Here is a 13,199-nt window from a genome sequence, read left to right on the forward strand (position 1 = left end):
TGGCGTTGACTTTTGGCACGCTGTTGAGTTCTCAAGGAACGGTCGCTTCCTTTGTACTCACCCTCTCGGGCTTTCCTCCGGGCTTCCCTTCGGTGTTTCCAACCTTACCAGATCCGTTTTCCGTTCCGTTCCCGGTCGGAATTCATTTCCAGTGGCCGTTGGAGGGCCTTGCCTATTTGATTGCCTTCCGGCTCTCTTTCGGCGTTTCCAACTTTATCAGAAGTTCTTGGCCGGTCTGACCGGCCACTCATTTCTGAGTAAATCGGGGAGTGGCTTCGATGTTCGGAGTTGACTCTCCGTTATGAAGCAGATCGACTCTAACGATCGGCCCCGAACTTGTCCAGTTCTAGGCAACTGTTTGAATCTACCTCCCCGACGGGCCCGTGTCAACGGGTCTTCCGGGGCGAAGAGGAGACTAGCAGCTCACGGGAGGTCTTCGCACATCAGGCAGCCGTCGGGACGAACGCGCTGCGCTCGGCTTCCTCGAGGTCGCCCGTCTCGCCGGCCCGGGCGGCACGGCCGCCGAGGACGAAGACGTAGGTGAGGAAGGCCAGCTCAGCGACGACCCCGATGCTGATACGGGCCCAGGTGGGCAGACCGGACGGGGTGACGAAGCCTTCGATGGCACCGGAGACGAACAGGACCAGGGCCAGCCCGATCGCCATGCCCACCGCGGCGCGCCCCTCTTCGGCCAGGGCGTTACGGCGACTGCGCGGGCCCGGGTCGATGACGGTCCAGCCCAGGCGGAGCCCGGTGCCCGCGGCGACGAAGACCGCGGTGAGCTCGAGCAGCCCGTGCGGGAGGACCAGGCCCAGGAACGTGTCGAGACGTCCGGCCGAGGACATCAGGCCGAAGCCCACGCCCAGGTTGAGCATGTTCTCGAAGAGGATGTAGATGACCGGGAGGCCCAGGAACACCCCCAGGACCAGGCACATCGCGGCGGCCTGGGCGTTGTTCGTCCACACCTGGGCGGCGAACGAAGCCGCGGGATGGCTGGAGTAATAGGTCTCGTACTCACCCCCGGGACGGGTCAGCTCGCGGAGCTGGCTGGGGGCGGCGATGGTCGACTGCACGTCCGGGTGCGTGCCGATCCACCACCCCAGGAGGATCGCGGCGGCGGTGGATATGAGCGCGGTGGGCACCCACCAGTGACGGGATCGGTAGACGGCGGCCGGAAACCCCTGACCGAGGAAGCGAGCCACATCGCGCCAGGAGGCGCGACGCGCCCCTGTCACCGCGCTGCGCGCGCGTGCCACGAGCTGGCTGAGCCGGCCGACGAGCTGCGGGTCGGGCGCGCTGGACTGGATCAGGGAGAGGTGCGTGGCAGTGCGCTGATACAGAGCGACGAGTTCGTCGGCTTCGGCTCCGTTGAGGCGCCGCTGGCGGCGCAGGAGCGCGTCGAGGCGGTCCCACTCGGCGCGGTGTGCGGAGACGAAGACGTCGAGGTCCATCGGGTCTGCCTGCTCCTCGGCTGGTCGTCGACTGCCTGTCTCAGCTGTCGGCTTGTCGTACTGCGGCGCGATGCGCTCTCAGCTTGGCAGACTTGCGCTGTACGGGGCAGACCAAGGGAAGGCGGCAAGCGTGAGTGAGCTGGTGACAGGTGAGGCGGTGGCGCTCGAGCTGCGTCCCGCGAGGCTGCCCAGCAGGGCGCTGGCCGTTCTGCTGGACCTGGTCGTGGCCATGACCGTGTACATCGGTGTGTCCATAGGCCTGGTGGCGGCCACGGCCTCGTTGGACGATGCCGCGCAGGTGGCGCTGTCGCTCGCGGCCTTCCTGTTGCTGCTGGTGGGCGGGCCGATCGCGGTGGAGACGCTGAGCCATGGGCGCTCGCTCGGGAAGATGGCATGCGGACTGCGTGTGGTGCGCGACGACGGCGGGCCCATTCGGTTCCGGCACGCTCTGGTGCGTGGTGCCCTCGGCGTGGTCGAGATTCTGATGACGTTCGGGGTCGTCGCCTGTATCGCCTCGCTGGTCTCGGCGCGCGGCCGTCGGCTGGGAGATGTGTTCGCGGGGACTCTGGTCGTACGCGAGCGGGTGCCGGTCGGGCAGACCAGGTTCATTCCACCGCCTCCTCCTTGGCTGGCGGGACGTTTCGCCGAGCTGGATCTGTCGGCTGTTCCGGACGGGCTGTGGCTTGCCGTCCGGCAGTACCTGACGCGGATGCAGCAGCTCGATCCGCAGGTCTCCTGGACGATGGCGGAGCAGCTCGCGACCGACCTCGCGGCCCGGACGGGGACTCCGGCGCCACGGGAGATTCCACCGGCGGCGTATCTGGCGGCCGTGGTGCAGGAACGGCAGGCGCGAGAGGCCCGGCGGGCCTTCGCCGGCCAGGCCCGGGCCCCCCTGGAAACCGGCGCACCGAACGCCTACGCCCCACCATCGGGCCTTCCCTACGGCTATGGCGGCCCCTCGCTGCCGGGCGCGCCCCATGGCTACGCCCCTCCCGTACCCGGTGCGCCGAGCGGCTTCGCCCCACCGGTACCTCCGGCGCCTTCGTATCGCCCCGATCCCGCCGCCCCGGCCATGTCGTCTCCCCCGTCGGCGGGGCAGCCCCAGGCTCCCGGACCCGCCGCTCCCCCGGCGGACGAGCGGCCCTCCACCGGGTTCGTGCCGCCGGCCTAGGCCGGACCCGGACCCGGCGCCGCTCCGGGTCAGTCCTCGAAGTCGTCGAAGTCGTCGGTGCCGGCGGCGTTGTCGGCGTTGTCGAAGACGGACGGTGGCGACCGCAGGTCCTCCAGCTCGATCCCGGGCGCCGCCAGGACCACGTCACCGGCGAGGTGAACGGCGTGCTGCTCCCCCGTGTCCAGGGCTGTGACCTGGTATTCGTCCACGGTCAGAGGGCCATTGTCAGTGGCGTGTGCTTCGCTTTTCACCAAGGCCCAGGACTGGTCCACCGTGCGGGGGGCGAGGACCGGGTCCGTGAAGGCCACGAGGCGTACGCGGGTAGCGGAGGCGGAGGGGGTGAGGCGCAGGAGACGGGCGGTGGCGACCAGGAACGCGGGAGACGTGCCGGTGAAGGCGTGGGCGCGCACATGGCCTTCGGTGGCATGAGCGCCGGTGGGGTCCGTGCGGACCCAGGTGACACCGTCGAGGGCGGCTCCGCGAACCCGCCAGCTCGCGGCGTGGAGTTCGAGGCGGATGGGGCGGCCGAGGTGGTCCAGGGCGAGATCGACCGAGCCGCTGTGGTCACCGGAGGGGGTGGTGACCTGGGAGACATAACGCCAGCCGGAGGGGCCGGGGGCGCATTGGAAGTGTTCTTCACCGAGGGGGGTGCGATCGTGCGGATCGTGGAGCGAATAACGGCCGCGGGGCATGAGGGTCCTGGGTCTTGGCGGGCCGCCGGTCCGGGGCTCGGTCCTGCGGTACGGCCGCGCGGGTAGGCCGGCGGGGCCAGTGGGGCCAAAGGGGCGGGCCCCCGACACGGGGGTGCGGGGGCCTGCCTCGATGGGCCGGAACGCTTACCTCCGGGAAGGCGCGTCAGTGCACTGCCGTGCTCTTCCGGAGGCGGGCCGCGGACTGGGCTGAGGTATCGCGGTGGCGATACCTCAGCGGCGGTACTTCAGCGGCGCTCTCTCAGTAGCGGTAGTGGTCCGACTTGTACGGGCCCTCGACCTTGACGCCGATGTACGAGGCCTGCTCGGGGCGGAGCGTCGTGAGCTTCACGCCGAGCGCGTCCAGGTGCAGACGGGCGACCTTCTCGTCGAGGTGCTTGGGCAGCGTGTAGACGCCGACCGGGTACTCGTCGGGCTTGGTGAACAGCTCGATCTGGGCCAGGGTCTGGTCCGCGAAGGAGTTGGACATCACGAACGACGGGTGACCGGTGGCGTTGCCCAGGTTCAGCAGGCGGCCCTCGGACAGGACGATGATCACCTTGCCGTCGGGGAACTTCCAGGTGTGAACCTGCGGCTTGACCTCGTCCTTGACGATGCCGGGGATCTTGGCGAGGCCGGCCATGTCGATCTCGTTGTCGAAGTGACCGATGTTGCCGACGATGGCCTGGTGCTTCATCTTGGCCATGTCCGAGGCCATGATGATGTCCTTGTTACCGGTCGTGGTGACGAAGATGTCGGCCTTGTCGATGACCTCGTCGAGGGTCGTGACCTGGTAGCCGTCCATCGCCGCCTGCAGGGCACAGATGGGGTCGATCTCCGTGACGATGACCCGGGCACCCTGTCCGCGCAGGGACTCCGCGCAGCCCTTGCCGACGTCGCCGTAGCCGCAGACGACCACGGTCTTGCCGCCGATGAGGACGTCGGTGGCGCGGTTGATGCCGTCGATCAGGGAGTGGCGGCAGCCGTACTTGTTGTCGAACTTCGACTTGGTGACGGCGTCGTTGACGTTGATCGCCGGGAACAGGAGCTCACCGTCGCGCTGCATCTCGTACAGGCGGTGGACGCCGGTCGTGGTCTCCTCGGTCACGCCGCGGATCTCGGAGGCCAGCTGGGTCCACTTCTGCGAGCCGTCCGTGATGGTCCGGTGCAGGAGTTCGAGGATGACGCGGTGCTCGTCGGACTCGGCGGTGTCGACGGACGGCACCTTGCCGTCCTTCTCGTACTCGACGCCCTTGTGGACGAGGAGGGTGGCGTCACCACCGTCGTCGAGGATCATGTTCGGGCCGCCGGTGGGGGTGTTCGGCCAGGTCAGCGCCTGCTCCGTGCACCACCAGTACTCCTCCAGCGTCTCGCCCTTCCAGGCGAAGACGGGGACGCCCTGCGGGTTGTCCGGCGTGCCGTTCGGGCCGACGGCGATGGCGGCGGCCGCGTGGTCCTGGGTGGAGAAGATGTTGCAGGACGCCCAGCGGACCTCGGCGCCGAGGGCGACCAGGGTCTCGATCAGGACGGCGGTCTGCACGGTCATGTGCAGGGAGCCGGTGACGCGCGCGCCGGCCAGCGGCTGCGCGTCGGCGTACTCCTTGCGGATCGCCATCAGGCCGGGCATCTCGTGCTCGGCGAGGGTGATCTCCTTGCGGCCGAAGTCGGCCAGGGAGAGGTCGGCGACCTTGAAGTCCTGTCGGTTGTCGACAGTCGTCATTGCGAGCTGCTCCTCGGTATCGGGTCGAGGGTGGGTACGGCTGGTCTGCGCGGCGGCGGACACAGGGGTGCCCGAGAAGAGGACACAGGCATGCCCGCGTGCGCGCAGCGCAGTCCGTCGGAGGCCCTCTCTCCCTCGGCCGGTCCGTAGGGGACCGCCCGACCGCCATCAGCAGCGACGTCTGGCTCCGTCCCAAGCTACACCGGTGGGCGGGGCGTCCCCAGTCCGCCTCCGAACAGTTCAGGCCGTTCGAGGGGGCCGGCGCGGTCGGCCAGGTGGCCTGTGAAGAGGTGACGAGGGTCTCGGCGAGGGGTGCACAGGGGTGACCGGAGGGGGCCAACCGGGACTTTCGCGCCGTTGGGCCGGGGTGGGGGTGTCGTGGGACGCAGGGAGATCGGGGCTTCCGATCGAGTACGCGGGACGTCCCGGGACGGCGTTTCGTGTGACGAGGGCGTTAGGAGATCGACGTGACCCGTCCGGGCCGGCGCCCCCCCACCTGCACGGCGGCAGAGAAGCTCGCGGGGCCGGTCAGCGCCGCGGACGGGCGGGCGGGGCGGTGCCGGGTGCTGAGCGAGGTGGGGTGACCGGATTGACTGCGGGCCCGTTTCCCCTGGAGGGACGGGCCCGTGGCTGTGCCGGCCGGGAAGGCTCAGTGACCGGCGGGGTGGGGGGCCGGGCCGCCCGGGGTGGCTTCCGGGTCGGGGCCCTTGGTGGCCTCGGCCTCGCTGTAGATGTCGGGTTCGAGGTAGATCACGCGGGCGATGGGAACCGCGGTGCGGATGCGGGCCTCGGCGGCGTTGATGGCGCTCGCGACCTCGGTGGCCGTGTCGTCGTGCTGGACTGCGATCTTGGCGGCGACGAGCAGCTCCTCGGGGCCGAGATGGAGCGTGCGCATGTGGATGATGCCGGTGACCGTGTCGCCGTCGACGATCGCGGCCTCGATCTTCCTGACCTCTTCGATGCCCGCGGCCTCGCCGAGGAGAAGGGACTTGGTCTCGGCCGCGAGGACAAGGGCGATCATGACGAGCAGGACACCGATGCAGACCGTGCCGATGCCGTCCCAGACGCCGTCGCCGGTGAGCAGGGCGAGGCCGACGCCACCGAGGGCGAGGACCAGGCCGATGAGGGCACCGAAGTCCTCCAGGAGGACGACCGGCAGCTCGGGGGCCTTGGCGCGACGGATGAACTGCGACCAGGACAGCTTGCCCCGCAGTTGGTTGGACTCCTTGATGGCGGTACGGAACGAGTAGCCCTCGGCAATGATCGCGAAGACCAGGACACCCACCGGCCAGTACCAGTGTTCGACCTGGTGGGGGTGGCTGATCTTCTCGTAGCCCTCGTAGATGGCGAACATGCCGCCGACCGAGAAGAGGACGATCGAGACGAGGAAGGCGTAGATGTACCGCTCGCGGCCGTAGCCGAAGGGGTGTTGCGGGGTCGCCTCGCGCTGGGCCTTCTTGCCGCCGATGAGCAGCAGGAACTGGTTGCCGGAGTCGGCGACCGAGTGCACGCCCTCGGCGAGCATCGAAGAGGAGCCGCTGAACGCGAACGCCACGAACTTCGCTGCCGCGATCGCGAGGTTGGCGCCGAGTGCCGCCACGATCGCCCTGGTGCCGCCTGACGCGCTCATGTGTCCGCGATGTCCCTTCTCGCCGTCGTCCGTCTACGCCGTCCAGGCGTGCGCTCGTCTTTGCCCGTGCTTTGCCGGATGGGTCATTCTTGCAGCCCTGTCCGGGAGCGGTTCGTCAGGTATCCACAATCCCGGTACGACAATCCGACCCATCCGGAATCACGCATCCCTCAGACGATCACCGTGGCACGGAAGACCGTGCCCGCACCCGAGACCTCCGCCTTTTCGCCCGCGGGGACGAACACCGAACCGCCGGGGGCCAGTTCCTCCTCGCCCGCCCGGACCACGCCGGCCGTGCAGAGCAGGATCTGCGGAGTCGGCAGGGTCAGGTCGTGCGGGGCGGCCCCCTCGGGCAGGACGTACCGGGAGAGGCGGAACTCGTCGATCGGCGTCTCGTAGACCTCCTCGCCGTCCGGTGCGGCCTCGGGACGCAGCACGCCCGCGTCACCGGCCTCGAAGCGGACGACACGCAGGAGTTCGGGGACGTCGACGTGCTTGGGGGTCAGGCCGCAGCGCAGCACGTTGTCGGAGTTGGCCATGATCTCGACGCCCAGGCCGTCGAGGTAGGCGTGCGGGATGCCGGCCCCGAGGAAGAGGGCCTCGCCGGGCTGGAGACGCACGTGGTTGAGGAGCAGCGCGGCGATCACCCCGGGGTCGCCGGGGTAGTGGTGGGCGATGTCCGCGTACGGCTGGTACTCGCCGCCGAGGCGGGCGCAGGCGGCGGCGGTCTCGGCGACCGTGTGGGCCATCTCCTCGCGGTCGGCGGAGAGGATCGCGGTGAGGACCTCGCGCAGGGCCGCTTCCTCGGGGTGGGCGCGCAGCAGGTCGACGTACGGCTTCAGGGAGTCGACGCCGAGGGCGGCGAGGAGTCCGGCGCTCTGCTCCGGGGCGCGGAAGCCGCACAGGCCGTCGAACTCGGTGAGTGCGCAGATCAGTTCGGGCTTGTGGTTGGCGTCCTTGTAGTTGCGGTGCGGGGCGTCCACCGGGATCCCGCGCCGCTCCTCGTCCTCGTACCCCTCGCGCGCCTGCTCCAGGTTGGGGTGCACCTGGAGGGAGAGCGGGGCGCCGGCCGCGAGGATCTTGAGCAGGAAGGGCAGTCGCGGGCCGAACTTGGCCACGGCCGCCTCGCCCAGTTCGGCCTTCGGGTTCGCGTCGACGACGTCGACGAGCGTGCCCCGCGCGGTGCGCGAGGGGGCGCCCCGGTGCGCGCCCATCCACATCTCCGCCTGCGGCTCGCCGCTCGGCTCGACCCCGAGCAGCGTCGGGATGGCGGTCGGGGAACCCCAGGCGTAGGGGCGGATGGTGTTGTCGAGGCGGTCCATGACTTCTCTCTGCCGGTTGTCTCTGCGTACGGGGCGGCCGGCGCCCAGGGTCGCGTGGGGGCGCGGACGCGTCCGTCGTACGACGGTGTACGACGGACCATGACGGTTCCACGACCGCGCACGGCGCCGTACGGCGGGTCTCGTTCACCGCGTGTTCCCCGCGGTCTCGTTCACCGCGTGTTCCCCCTGCGGTCCGCCTTCGGTACGGCCCTCAGGCCGCCCTCGGTACGGTGGCCCCGGTGCCGGTGTCCACCTCAGGCCCCCGAAGCGAGCGCCAGGTAAACGGCGGCGAAATCCGTGACGGCGATCAGTTCCGCGAGGGTCTCCAGCTCGTCGCCCTCCTCCGGCTCCAGCTCGCTGATCGGGGTGTCGTGGCCGAGGGCGAGTTCGCGGGCGGCGGGCGCGGCGGTGAGGCCGCCGAGGGGGCGGTCGCGCAGCAGCACCACGTGCGCGTGCAGTGCGGGGGCCTCCTCCACGCGGTCGCGGAAGAAGTCGTCGGGGTCGGCGCTGGCGGCGAGCGGGCCGGCGAGCAGAGCCTGATGGGCCGCCAGGGCCTCGGGCAGTTCGGCGACCAGGGCGGGGCGGCCGGACAGTTCGGCGAGGGCGGCGACGAAGCGGCGGCCCGCGGGGCCGGCCGAGACGCCCTCCGTCCAGACCACCGGGAGCGCGTCGGCGAGATCCGAGGCGAGGGTCTTGGCGGGGTTGCTGTAGGTCACGATGGCCGGACCGCAGCGCTCGGCGACCCGGTCCAGGCGGTCGGCGACCTTCTCCAAGTCGTCGGGCGGGGCGGTGACCAGGCCGATGCGGTCGAGCAGCACCAGCAGCGGGGTGAGCAGCGCCCACAGGACGCCCGGGGAGGAGCCGGCGAGCGGCTCGCCGTGGTCGTACGGAGCCGTCGCCATCGGCACGAACAGACCGTGGGCGCCGGCCACCGCCTCGGCGAGCGGGGTCTGGGCGGGCGCCACGGCAGCGACCGAGCAGCCGCGCCGGTAGGCCTGGTCGGCGAGGAGCGACAGGCTGGGTTCGGTGCCGTCCGGGGTGGCGATCAGCAGCAGGTCGACGGAGCCGGCCCAGCCGGGCAGCTCCCAGCGCAGGGCGCCGGCGGCCGGGGCCACACCGGAGGGGGCGAGCCGGATGACGGGGCTGCCGGGGCCGGCGAGCGAGCCGAGGAGGTCGGCGGTGTGAGTGGCGGCGACGCCGGGGCCCGCGATCAGGACGGCACGCGGACGGCCGTCCGGCTTCAGCTCCTGGACACCGGCCTCGATGGCGAGCCGGGCCGCGGTGCGGACGCGGGCGCCGGCCTCGGCCGCGCCGCGCAGCAGACCTCGGCGGTCGGCCTCGGCGAGGCCCTCCGGCGTGTCGAGCAGCGATTCGTCGAGCATGGGAGCGGCCTCCGGTTGCCGGGGTCCAGGTGCGGTGCGGTGGTGTCGCGGTCGTGGCGCGGCCGACCGCTGCCGTGGCGCGGTCGGCACGGTGGTGGCTACGCGGGGCGGCGGGCCTCGTCGACGAGGAGGACGGGGATGCCGTCGCGCACCGGGTACGCCAGGCCGCAGTCCTGGCCGGTGCAGATCAGCTCGGCGTCCTGCTCCTTCACGGGGGCGTGGCAGGCCGGGCAGGCGAGGATCTCCAGAAGGCCGGCTTCGAGCGGCATGGCGTTTCCCTTCGGGATTCGGTGGCGGGATGTTCGCGTGCGGTCAGGTTACCGCCGCCGGGCTGGGCGGGGCCGATCTCAGCCTCTGATGATCGCCAGTACCTCGTCCCGCACCTTCGTCATCGTCGCCTCGTCCCTGGCCTCCGCGTTCAGGCGCAGCAGCGGTTCCGTGTTGGACGGGCGGACGTTGAACCACCAGTCGGCGGCGGCGACGGTGAGGCCGTCCAGGTCGTCCAGGGTGAGGTCGTCGCGGTCCCCGTAGGCGGCGCGGATCTCCGCGAGGCTGGCCTGCTGGTCGGCGACCGTGGAGTTGATCTCGCCGGAGCCGACGTAGCGGTCGTACTGGGCGACGAGCGAGGAGAGCGGGCCGGTCTGGCCGCCGAGGGCGGCGAGGACGTGCAGGGCGGCCAGCATGCCCGTGTCGGCGTTCCAGAAATCCTTGAAGTAGTAGTGGGCCGAGTGCTCGCCGCCGAAGATCGCGCCGGCCTTCGCCATCTCGGCCTTGATGAACGAGTGGCCGACGCGGGTGCGGACGGGGGTGCCGCCGTTCTCGCGGACCACCTCCGGAACGGTCCAGGACGTGATCAGGTTGTGGATGACGGTGCCCTTGCCGCCGTTGCGGGCCAGTTCGCGGGCGGCGACGAGGGCGGTGACCGCCGACGGGGAGACCGGCTCGCCCCGCTCGTCCACGACGAAGCAGCGGTCGGCGTCCCCGTCGAAGGCCAGGCCGAGGTCGGCCGACTCCTCGCGGACGCGCTGCTGGAGGTCCACGATGTTGGCCGGGTCGAGCGGGTTGGCCTCGTGGTTCGGGAAGGTGCCGTCCAGCTCGAAGTACATCGGGACCAGGGTCAGGGGCAGGCCCTCGAAGACCGTCGGGACCGTGTGACCGCCCATCCCGTTGCCCGCGTCGACCACGACCTTCAGGGGGCGGACGGAGGTCAGGTCCACGAGCGAGCGCAGATGCGCCGCGTAGTCCGGCAACGTCTCGCGGGAGGTGATGGTTCCGGGCGTGGCGGCCGGCTCCGGCGCGCCCTGCCGGGACCAGCGCTCCGCCAGCTCCCGGATCTCCGTCAGGCCGGTGTCCTGACCCACCGGGGCGGCTCCGGCGCGGCACATCTTGATGCCGTTGTACTGCGCCGGGTTGTGCGAGGCGGTGAACATCGCGCCGGGCAGACCGAGTGCGCCCGAGGCGTAGTACAGCTGGTCGGTCGAGCAGAGGCCGATCTCGGTGACGTCGACGCCACGGGCCGCCGCCCCGCGCACGAAGGCGCGGGACAGGCCGGGCGAGGAGGGCCGCATGTCGTGGCCGACGACGATCGCGGCGGCGCCGGTCACCTGTACGAAAGCGGCGCCGAACAGCTCGGCGAGCGCCTCGTCCCACTGGTCCGGAACCACCCCGCGCACGTCGTACGCCTTGACGATCTGCGACAGATCAGCAGCCACGGCCCAACCCTCCTGAAGTCCTATCGGTCGCCCCAAACTACCTGCCCCGGCGTACGGCGCGGACGCAGGTATCCGCCGTCGGCGCTCCGGCGGGCTGCGGGCGGTCTGCGGCGTTTTCCCGACGGTCTCCTGGCCGTGATCTGCGGTGACCGGCAGTGAGCGGTGATGGATCCACAACGGTCCGATGTGGTCCCGCGCGACCCCGCGCGATCTCATGCGGTCCTACGCGATCGCGTGTGGCCACCTGTGATCGCGTACGGCCCCCTCGGGATCCGTCGGTGCCGACACGGGCAGTCCGGCCGGGCCGCCTCGCACGGCGGGTCAGGCCGCCCCGCCCAGCGGGTCAGGGCAGCATCCACCCCAGCACCGGCGAGCTCTGCCCCGCCACGATCAGGCACATCACCAGCAGCAGTCCGAGGCTCCACGGCAGCACCCGGCGCAGCAGGTCCCCCTCCCGCCCCTCCAGGCCCACCGCCGCGCAGGCGATCGTGAGGTTCTGCGGGGAGATCATCTTGCCGAGCACGCCGCCGGAACTGTTCGCGGCCGCCAGGAGGTCCGGCGAGAGTCCCGACTCGTGCGCGGCGCTCACCTGGAGGGCGCCGAAGAGCGCGTTGGCCGAGGTGTCGGAGCCGGAGACGGCGACGCCGAACCACCCGAGGACCGGCGAAAGGAAGGCGAGGCCGGCGCCCGCGGCCGCCACGAACTGGCCGATGGTGGCGGCCTGTCCGGAGAGGTTCATGACGTAGGCGAGAGCGAGGACGGAGGTCACGGTGAGAATCGCGAACCTCAACTCGCGTACCGTCGAGACCCATTCCGTGACCGCCACGCGCACGTGCACGCGCAGGACGGCCGCCGTGGCGAGGCCGGCGATCAGCACGAGCGTGCCGCCGGTCGACACCACCGGCCAGGTGAAGAGATTCCCGCCGACCGGTTGGCCGTTCGGGCCGGCGACGTCCAGGAAGGGCCAGTCGTAGACCCGGGTCGCGCGTGCCAGCCAGTCCTTGACGGGCGGGATCTGCGCGACGGAGAAGACGACGACGATGAGGGCGTACGGGGCGTACGCACGCAGGACTTCGGGGCGCGGGTCGGTCTCGTCGAGGTCCGCGCTGCGGGCGCCGGTGAGCACGGCCGCACGCACCTCCTCGGCGGCGGGCACGCGCGCGCGGGGCACGGCGGCGAGCGCGGCCGCGCCGGCCAGCGCGGCGCAGATGTCGGCGAGTTGGGCGGAGAGGTAGTTGGAGGCGGCGAACTGGGCGGCGGCGAAGGCGATTCCGCACGCCAGGGCGGGCACCCAGGTCTCACGCAGCCCGCGCGCGCCGTCGACGAGGCCGACCAGGACCAGCGGCACCACCAGGGCCAGCAACGGTGTCTGACGGCCCACCACGGAGGCCACCGAGTCCAGTGGCAGTCCGGTGACCTGGGCGAGGGTGACCACGGGCGTGCCCATCGCGCCGAACGCGACCGGCGCGGTGTTGGCGACCAGGGAGACCACGGCCGCGCGTACCGGGTCGAAGCCGAGGGCGACGAGCATGACCGAGCAGATCGCGACCGGGGCGCCGAATCCGGCCAGCGCCTCCAGGAGCGCGCCGAAGCAGAAGGCGATCACCAGGGCCTGGATGCGCGGATCGTCGGAGAGTCGCCCGAACGAGCGGCGCAGGATGTCGAAATGACGGGTACGGACCGTCATCCGGTACACCCACAGGGCGTTGACCACGATCCACAGGATGGGGAACAGGCCGAACACGGCGCCCTGGGCGGCGCTGGAGAGCGTCTGGCCGAACGGCATGCCGTAGGCGAGGCAGGCGACGAGTACGGCCGCCAGAAGGCCCGTCAGGCCCGCGAGGTGGGCTTTCACCCGGACCCCGCCGAGCAGGATCAGGACGGTCACCAGGGGCAGGGCGGCCACCAGGGCGGACAGGCCCAGGGAGCCGGCGACGGGTTCCAGGTCCTGGACGTACACGGGCGCCTCCCCGGTTCCGGCATGCGGAAACCAATTTCCCGCCGGTCATCCGGAATGGTCGTGTCCGCGACAAGGGCGCGTCAATGGGTGTGCAGCACCGAAAGAGGCCGAGCGCAGTGGGCCGAACGGGTGAGAACGGCGAGGAACCCGGAGCGACCTGCG

General features: G+C 71.1%; 11 protein-coding genes. 2 read left to right on the forward strand and 9 right to left on the reverse strand.

All coding sequences use genetic code 11. From position 1 onward, the window contains the following. Positions 1 to 239: hypothetical protein (locus tag ACFXI4_RS42540; RefSeq protein WP_362722204.1), on the forward strand; the 239-nt coding region annotated here is incomplete at its 5' end. 204 nt (positions 240 to 443) lie between these two features. Here ACFXI4_RS42540 and ACFXI4_RS42545 read toward each other — a convergent pair. Then, on the reverse strand, positions 444 to 1,451 hold the full coding sequence (locus ACFXI4_RS42545; protein ID WP_385002493.1) for a stage II sporulation protein M: 1,008 nt from the start codon (positions 1,449 to 1,451) through the stop codon (positions 444 to 446). Positions 1,452 to 1,581: 130 nt separating this feature from the next. Between ACFXI4_RS42545 and ACFXI4_RS42550 the strand changes: the two genes are divergently transcribed. Next, complete coding sequence (locus ACFXI4_RS42550; RefSeq protein WP_385002495.1) at positions 1,582 to 2,622, forward strand: RDD family protein; 1,041 nt, start codon at positions 1,582 to 1,584, stop codon at positions 2,620 to 2,622. A 29-nt stretch (positions 2,623 to 2,651) separates the two neighbouring features. Here ACFXI4_RS42550 and ACFXI4_RS42555 read toward each other — a convergent pair whose 3' ends face one another. The 8 genes from ACFXI4_RS42555 to ACFXI4_RS42590 form a co-directional block, all read right to left on the reverse strand. Beyond that, complete coding sequence (locus ACFXI4_RS42555) at positions 2,652 to 3,314, reverse strand: hypothetical protein (RefSeq protein WP_385002497.1); 663 nt, start codon at positions 3,312 to 3,314, stop codon at positions 2,652 to 2,654. Positions 3,315 to 3,573: 259 nt separating this feature from the next. Further along, the gene (ahcY, locus tag ACFXI4_RS42560; protein WP_385002500.1) at positions 3,574 to 5,031 is read right to left on the reverse strand and encodes an adenosylhomocysteinase; all 1,458 of its coding nucleotides are present in this window, start codon (positions 5,029 to 5,031) and stop codon (positions 3,574 to 3,576) included. Between the two features lie 649 nt (positions 5,032 to 5,680). After that, complete coding sequence (locus tag ACFXI4_RS42565) at positions 5,681 to 6,661, reverse strand: cation diffusion facilitator family transporter (RefSeq protein WP_385002503.1); 981 nt, start codon at positions 6,659 to 6,661, stop codon at positions 5,681 to 5,683. Between the two features lie 170 nt (positions 6,662 to 6,831). Further along, positions 6,832 to 7,983: a mannose-6-phosphate isomerase, class I gene (manA, locus tag ACFXI4_RS42570; protein WP_385002506.1), complete on the reverse strand. Its 1,152-nt coding sequence runs from the start codon at positions 7,981 to 7,983 to the stop codon at positions 6,832 to 6,834. Positions 7,984 to 8,237: 254 nt separating this feature from the next. Continuing rightward, positions 8,238 to 9,365, reverse strand: a complete 1,128-nt coding sequence (locus ACFXI4_RS42575) for an SIS domain-containing protein (protein ID WP_385002509.1) — start codon at positions 9,363 to 9,365, stop codon at positions 8,238 to 8,240. 98 nt (positions 9,366 to 9,463) lie between these two features. Further along, complete coding sequence (locus ACFXI4_RS42580; protein ID WP_351329004.1) at positions 9,464 to 9,634, reverse strand: Trm112 family protein; 171 nt, start codon at positions 9,632 to 9,634, stop codon at positions 9,464 to 9,466. A gap of 78 nt (positions 9,635 to 9,712) precedes the next feature. After that, positions 9,713 to 11,077: a phosphomannomutase/phosphoglucomutase gene (locus ACFXI4_RS42585; RefSeq protein ID WP_385002513.1), complete on the reverse strand. Its 1,365-nt coding sequence runs from the start codon at positions 11,075 to 11,077 to the stop codon at positions 9,713 to 9,715. 343 nt (positions 11,078 to 11,420) lie between these two features. Beyond that, positions 11,421 to 13,037 carry an L-lactate permease gene (locus tag ACFXI4_RS42590; protein ID WP_385002516.1) on the reverse strand — a complete coding sequence of 539 codons (1,617 nt, stop codon included), beginning with the start codon at positions 13,035 to 13,037 and terminating at the stop codon, positions 11,421 to 11,423. Positions 13,038 to 13,199 lie beyond the last annotated feature (162 nt).

Origin of the sequence: Streptomyces sp. NPDC059224 (assembly GCF_042754285.1) — a bacterium.
Lineage (GTDB): Bacteria > Actinomycetota > Actinomycetes > Streptomycetales > Streptomycetaceae > Streptomyces.

Excerpts from the sequence above, each read along its gene's own strand:
- ACFXI4_RS42545 (WP_385002493.1), bottom strand. The coding sequence starts at position 1,451 with ATGGACCTCGACGTCTTCGTCTCCGCACACCGCGCCGAGTGGGACCGC.
- ACFXI4_RS42555 (WP_385002497.1), bottom strand. The coding sequence starts at position 3,314 with ATGCCCCGCGGCCGTTATTCGCTCCACGATCCGCACGATCGCACCCCC.
- ahcY (WP_385002500.1), bottom strand. The coding sequence starts at position 5,031 with ATGACGACTGTCGACAACCGACAGGACTTCAAGGTCGCCGACCTCTCC.
- ACFXI4_RS42565 (WP_385002503.1), bottom strand. The coding sequence starts at position 6,661 with ATGAGCGCGTCAGGCGGCACCAGGGCGATCGTGGCGGCACTCGGCGCC.
- manA (WP_385002506.1), bottom strand. The coding sequence starts at position 7,983 with ATGGACCGCCTCGACAACACCATCCGCCCCTACGCCTGGGGTTCCCCG.
- ACFXI4_RS42575 (WP_385002509.1), bottom strand. The coding sequence starts at position 9,365 with ATGCTCGACGAATCGCTGCTCGACACGCCGGAGGGCCTCGCCGAGGCC.
- ACFXI4_RS42580 (WP_351329004.1), bottom strand. The coding sequence starts at position 9,634 with ATGCCGCTCGAAGCCGGCCTTCTGGAGATCCTCGCCTGCCCGGCCTGC.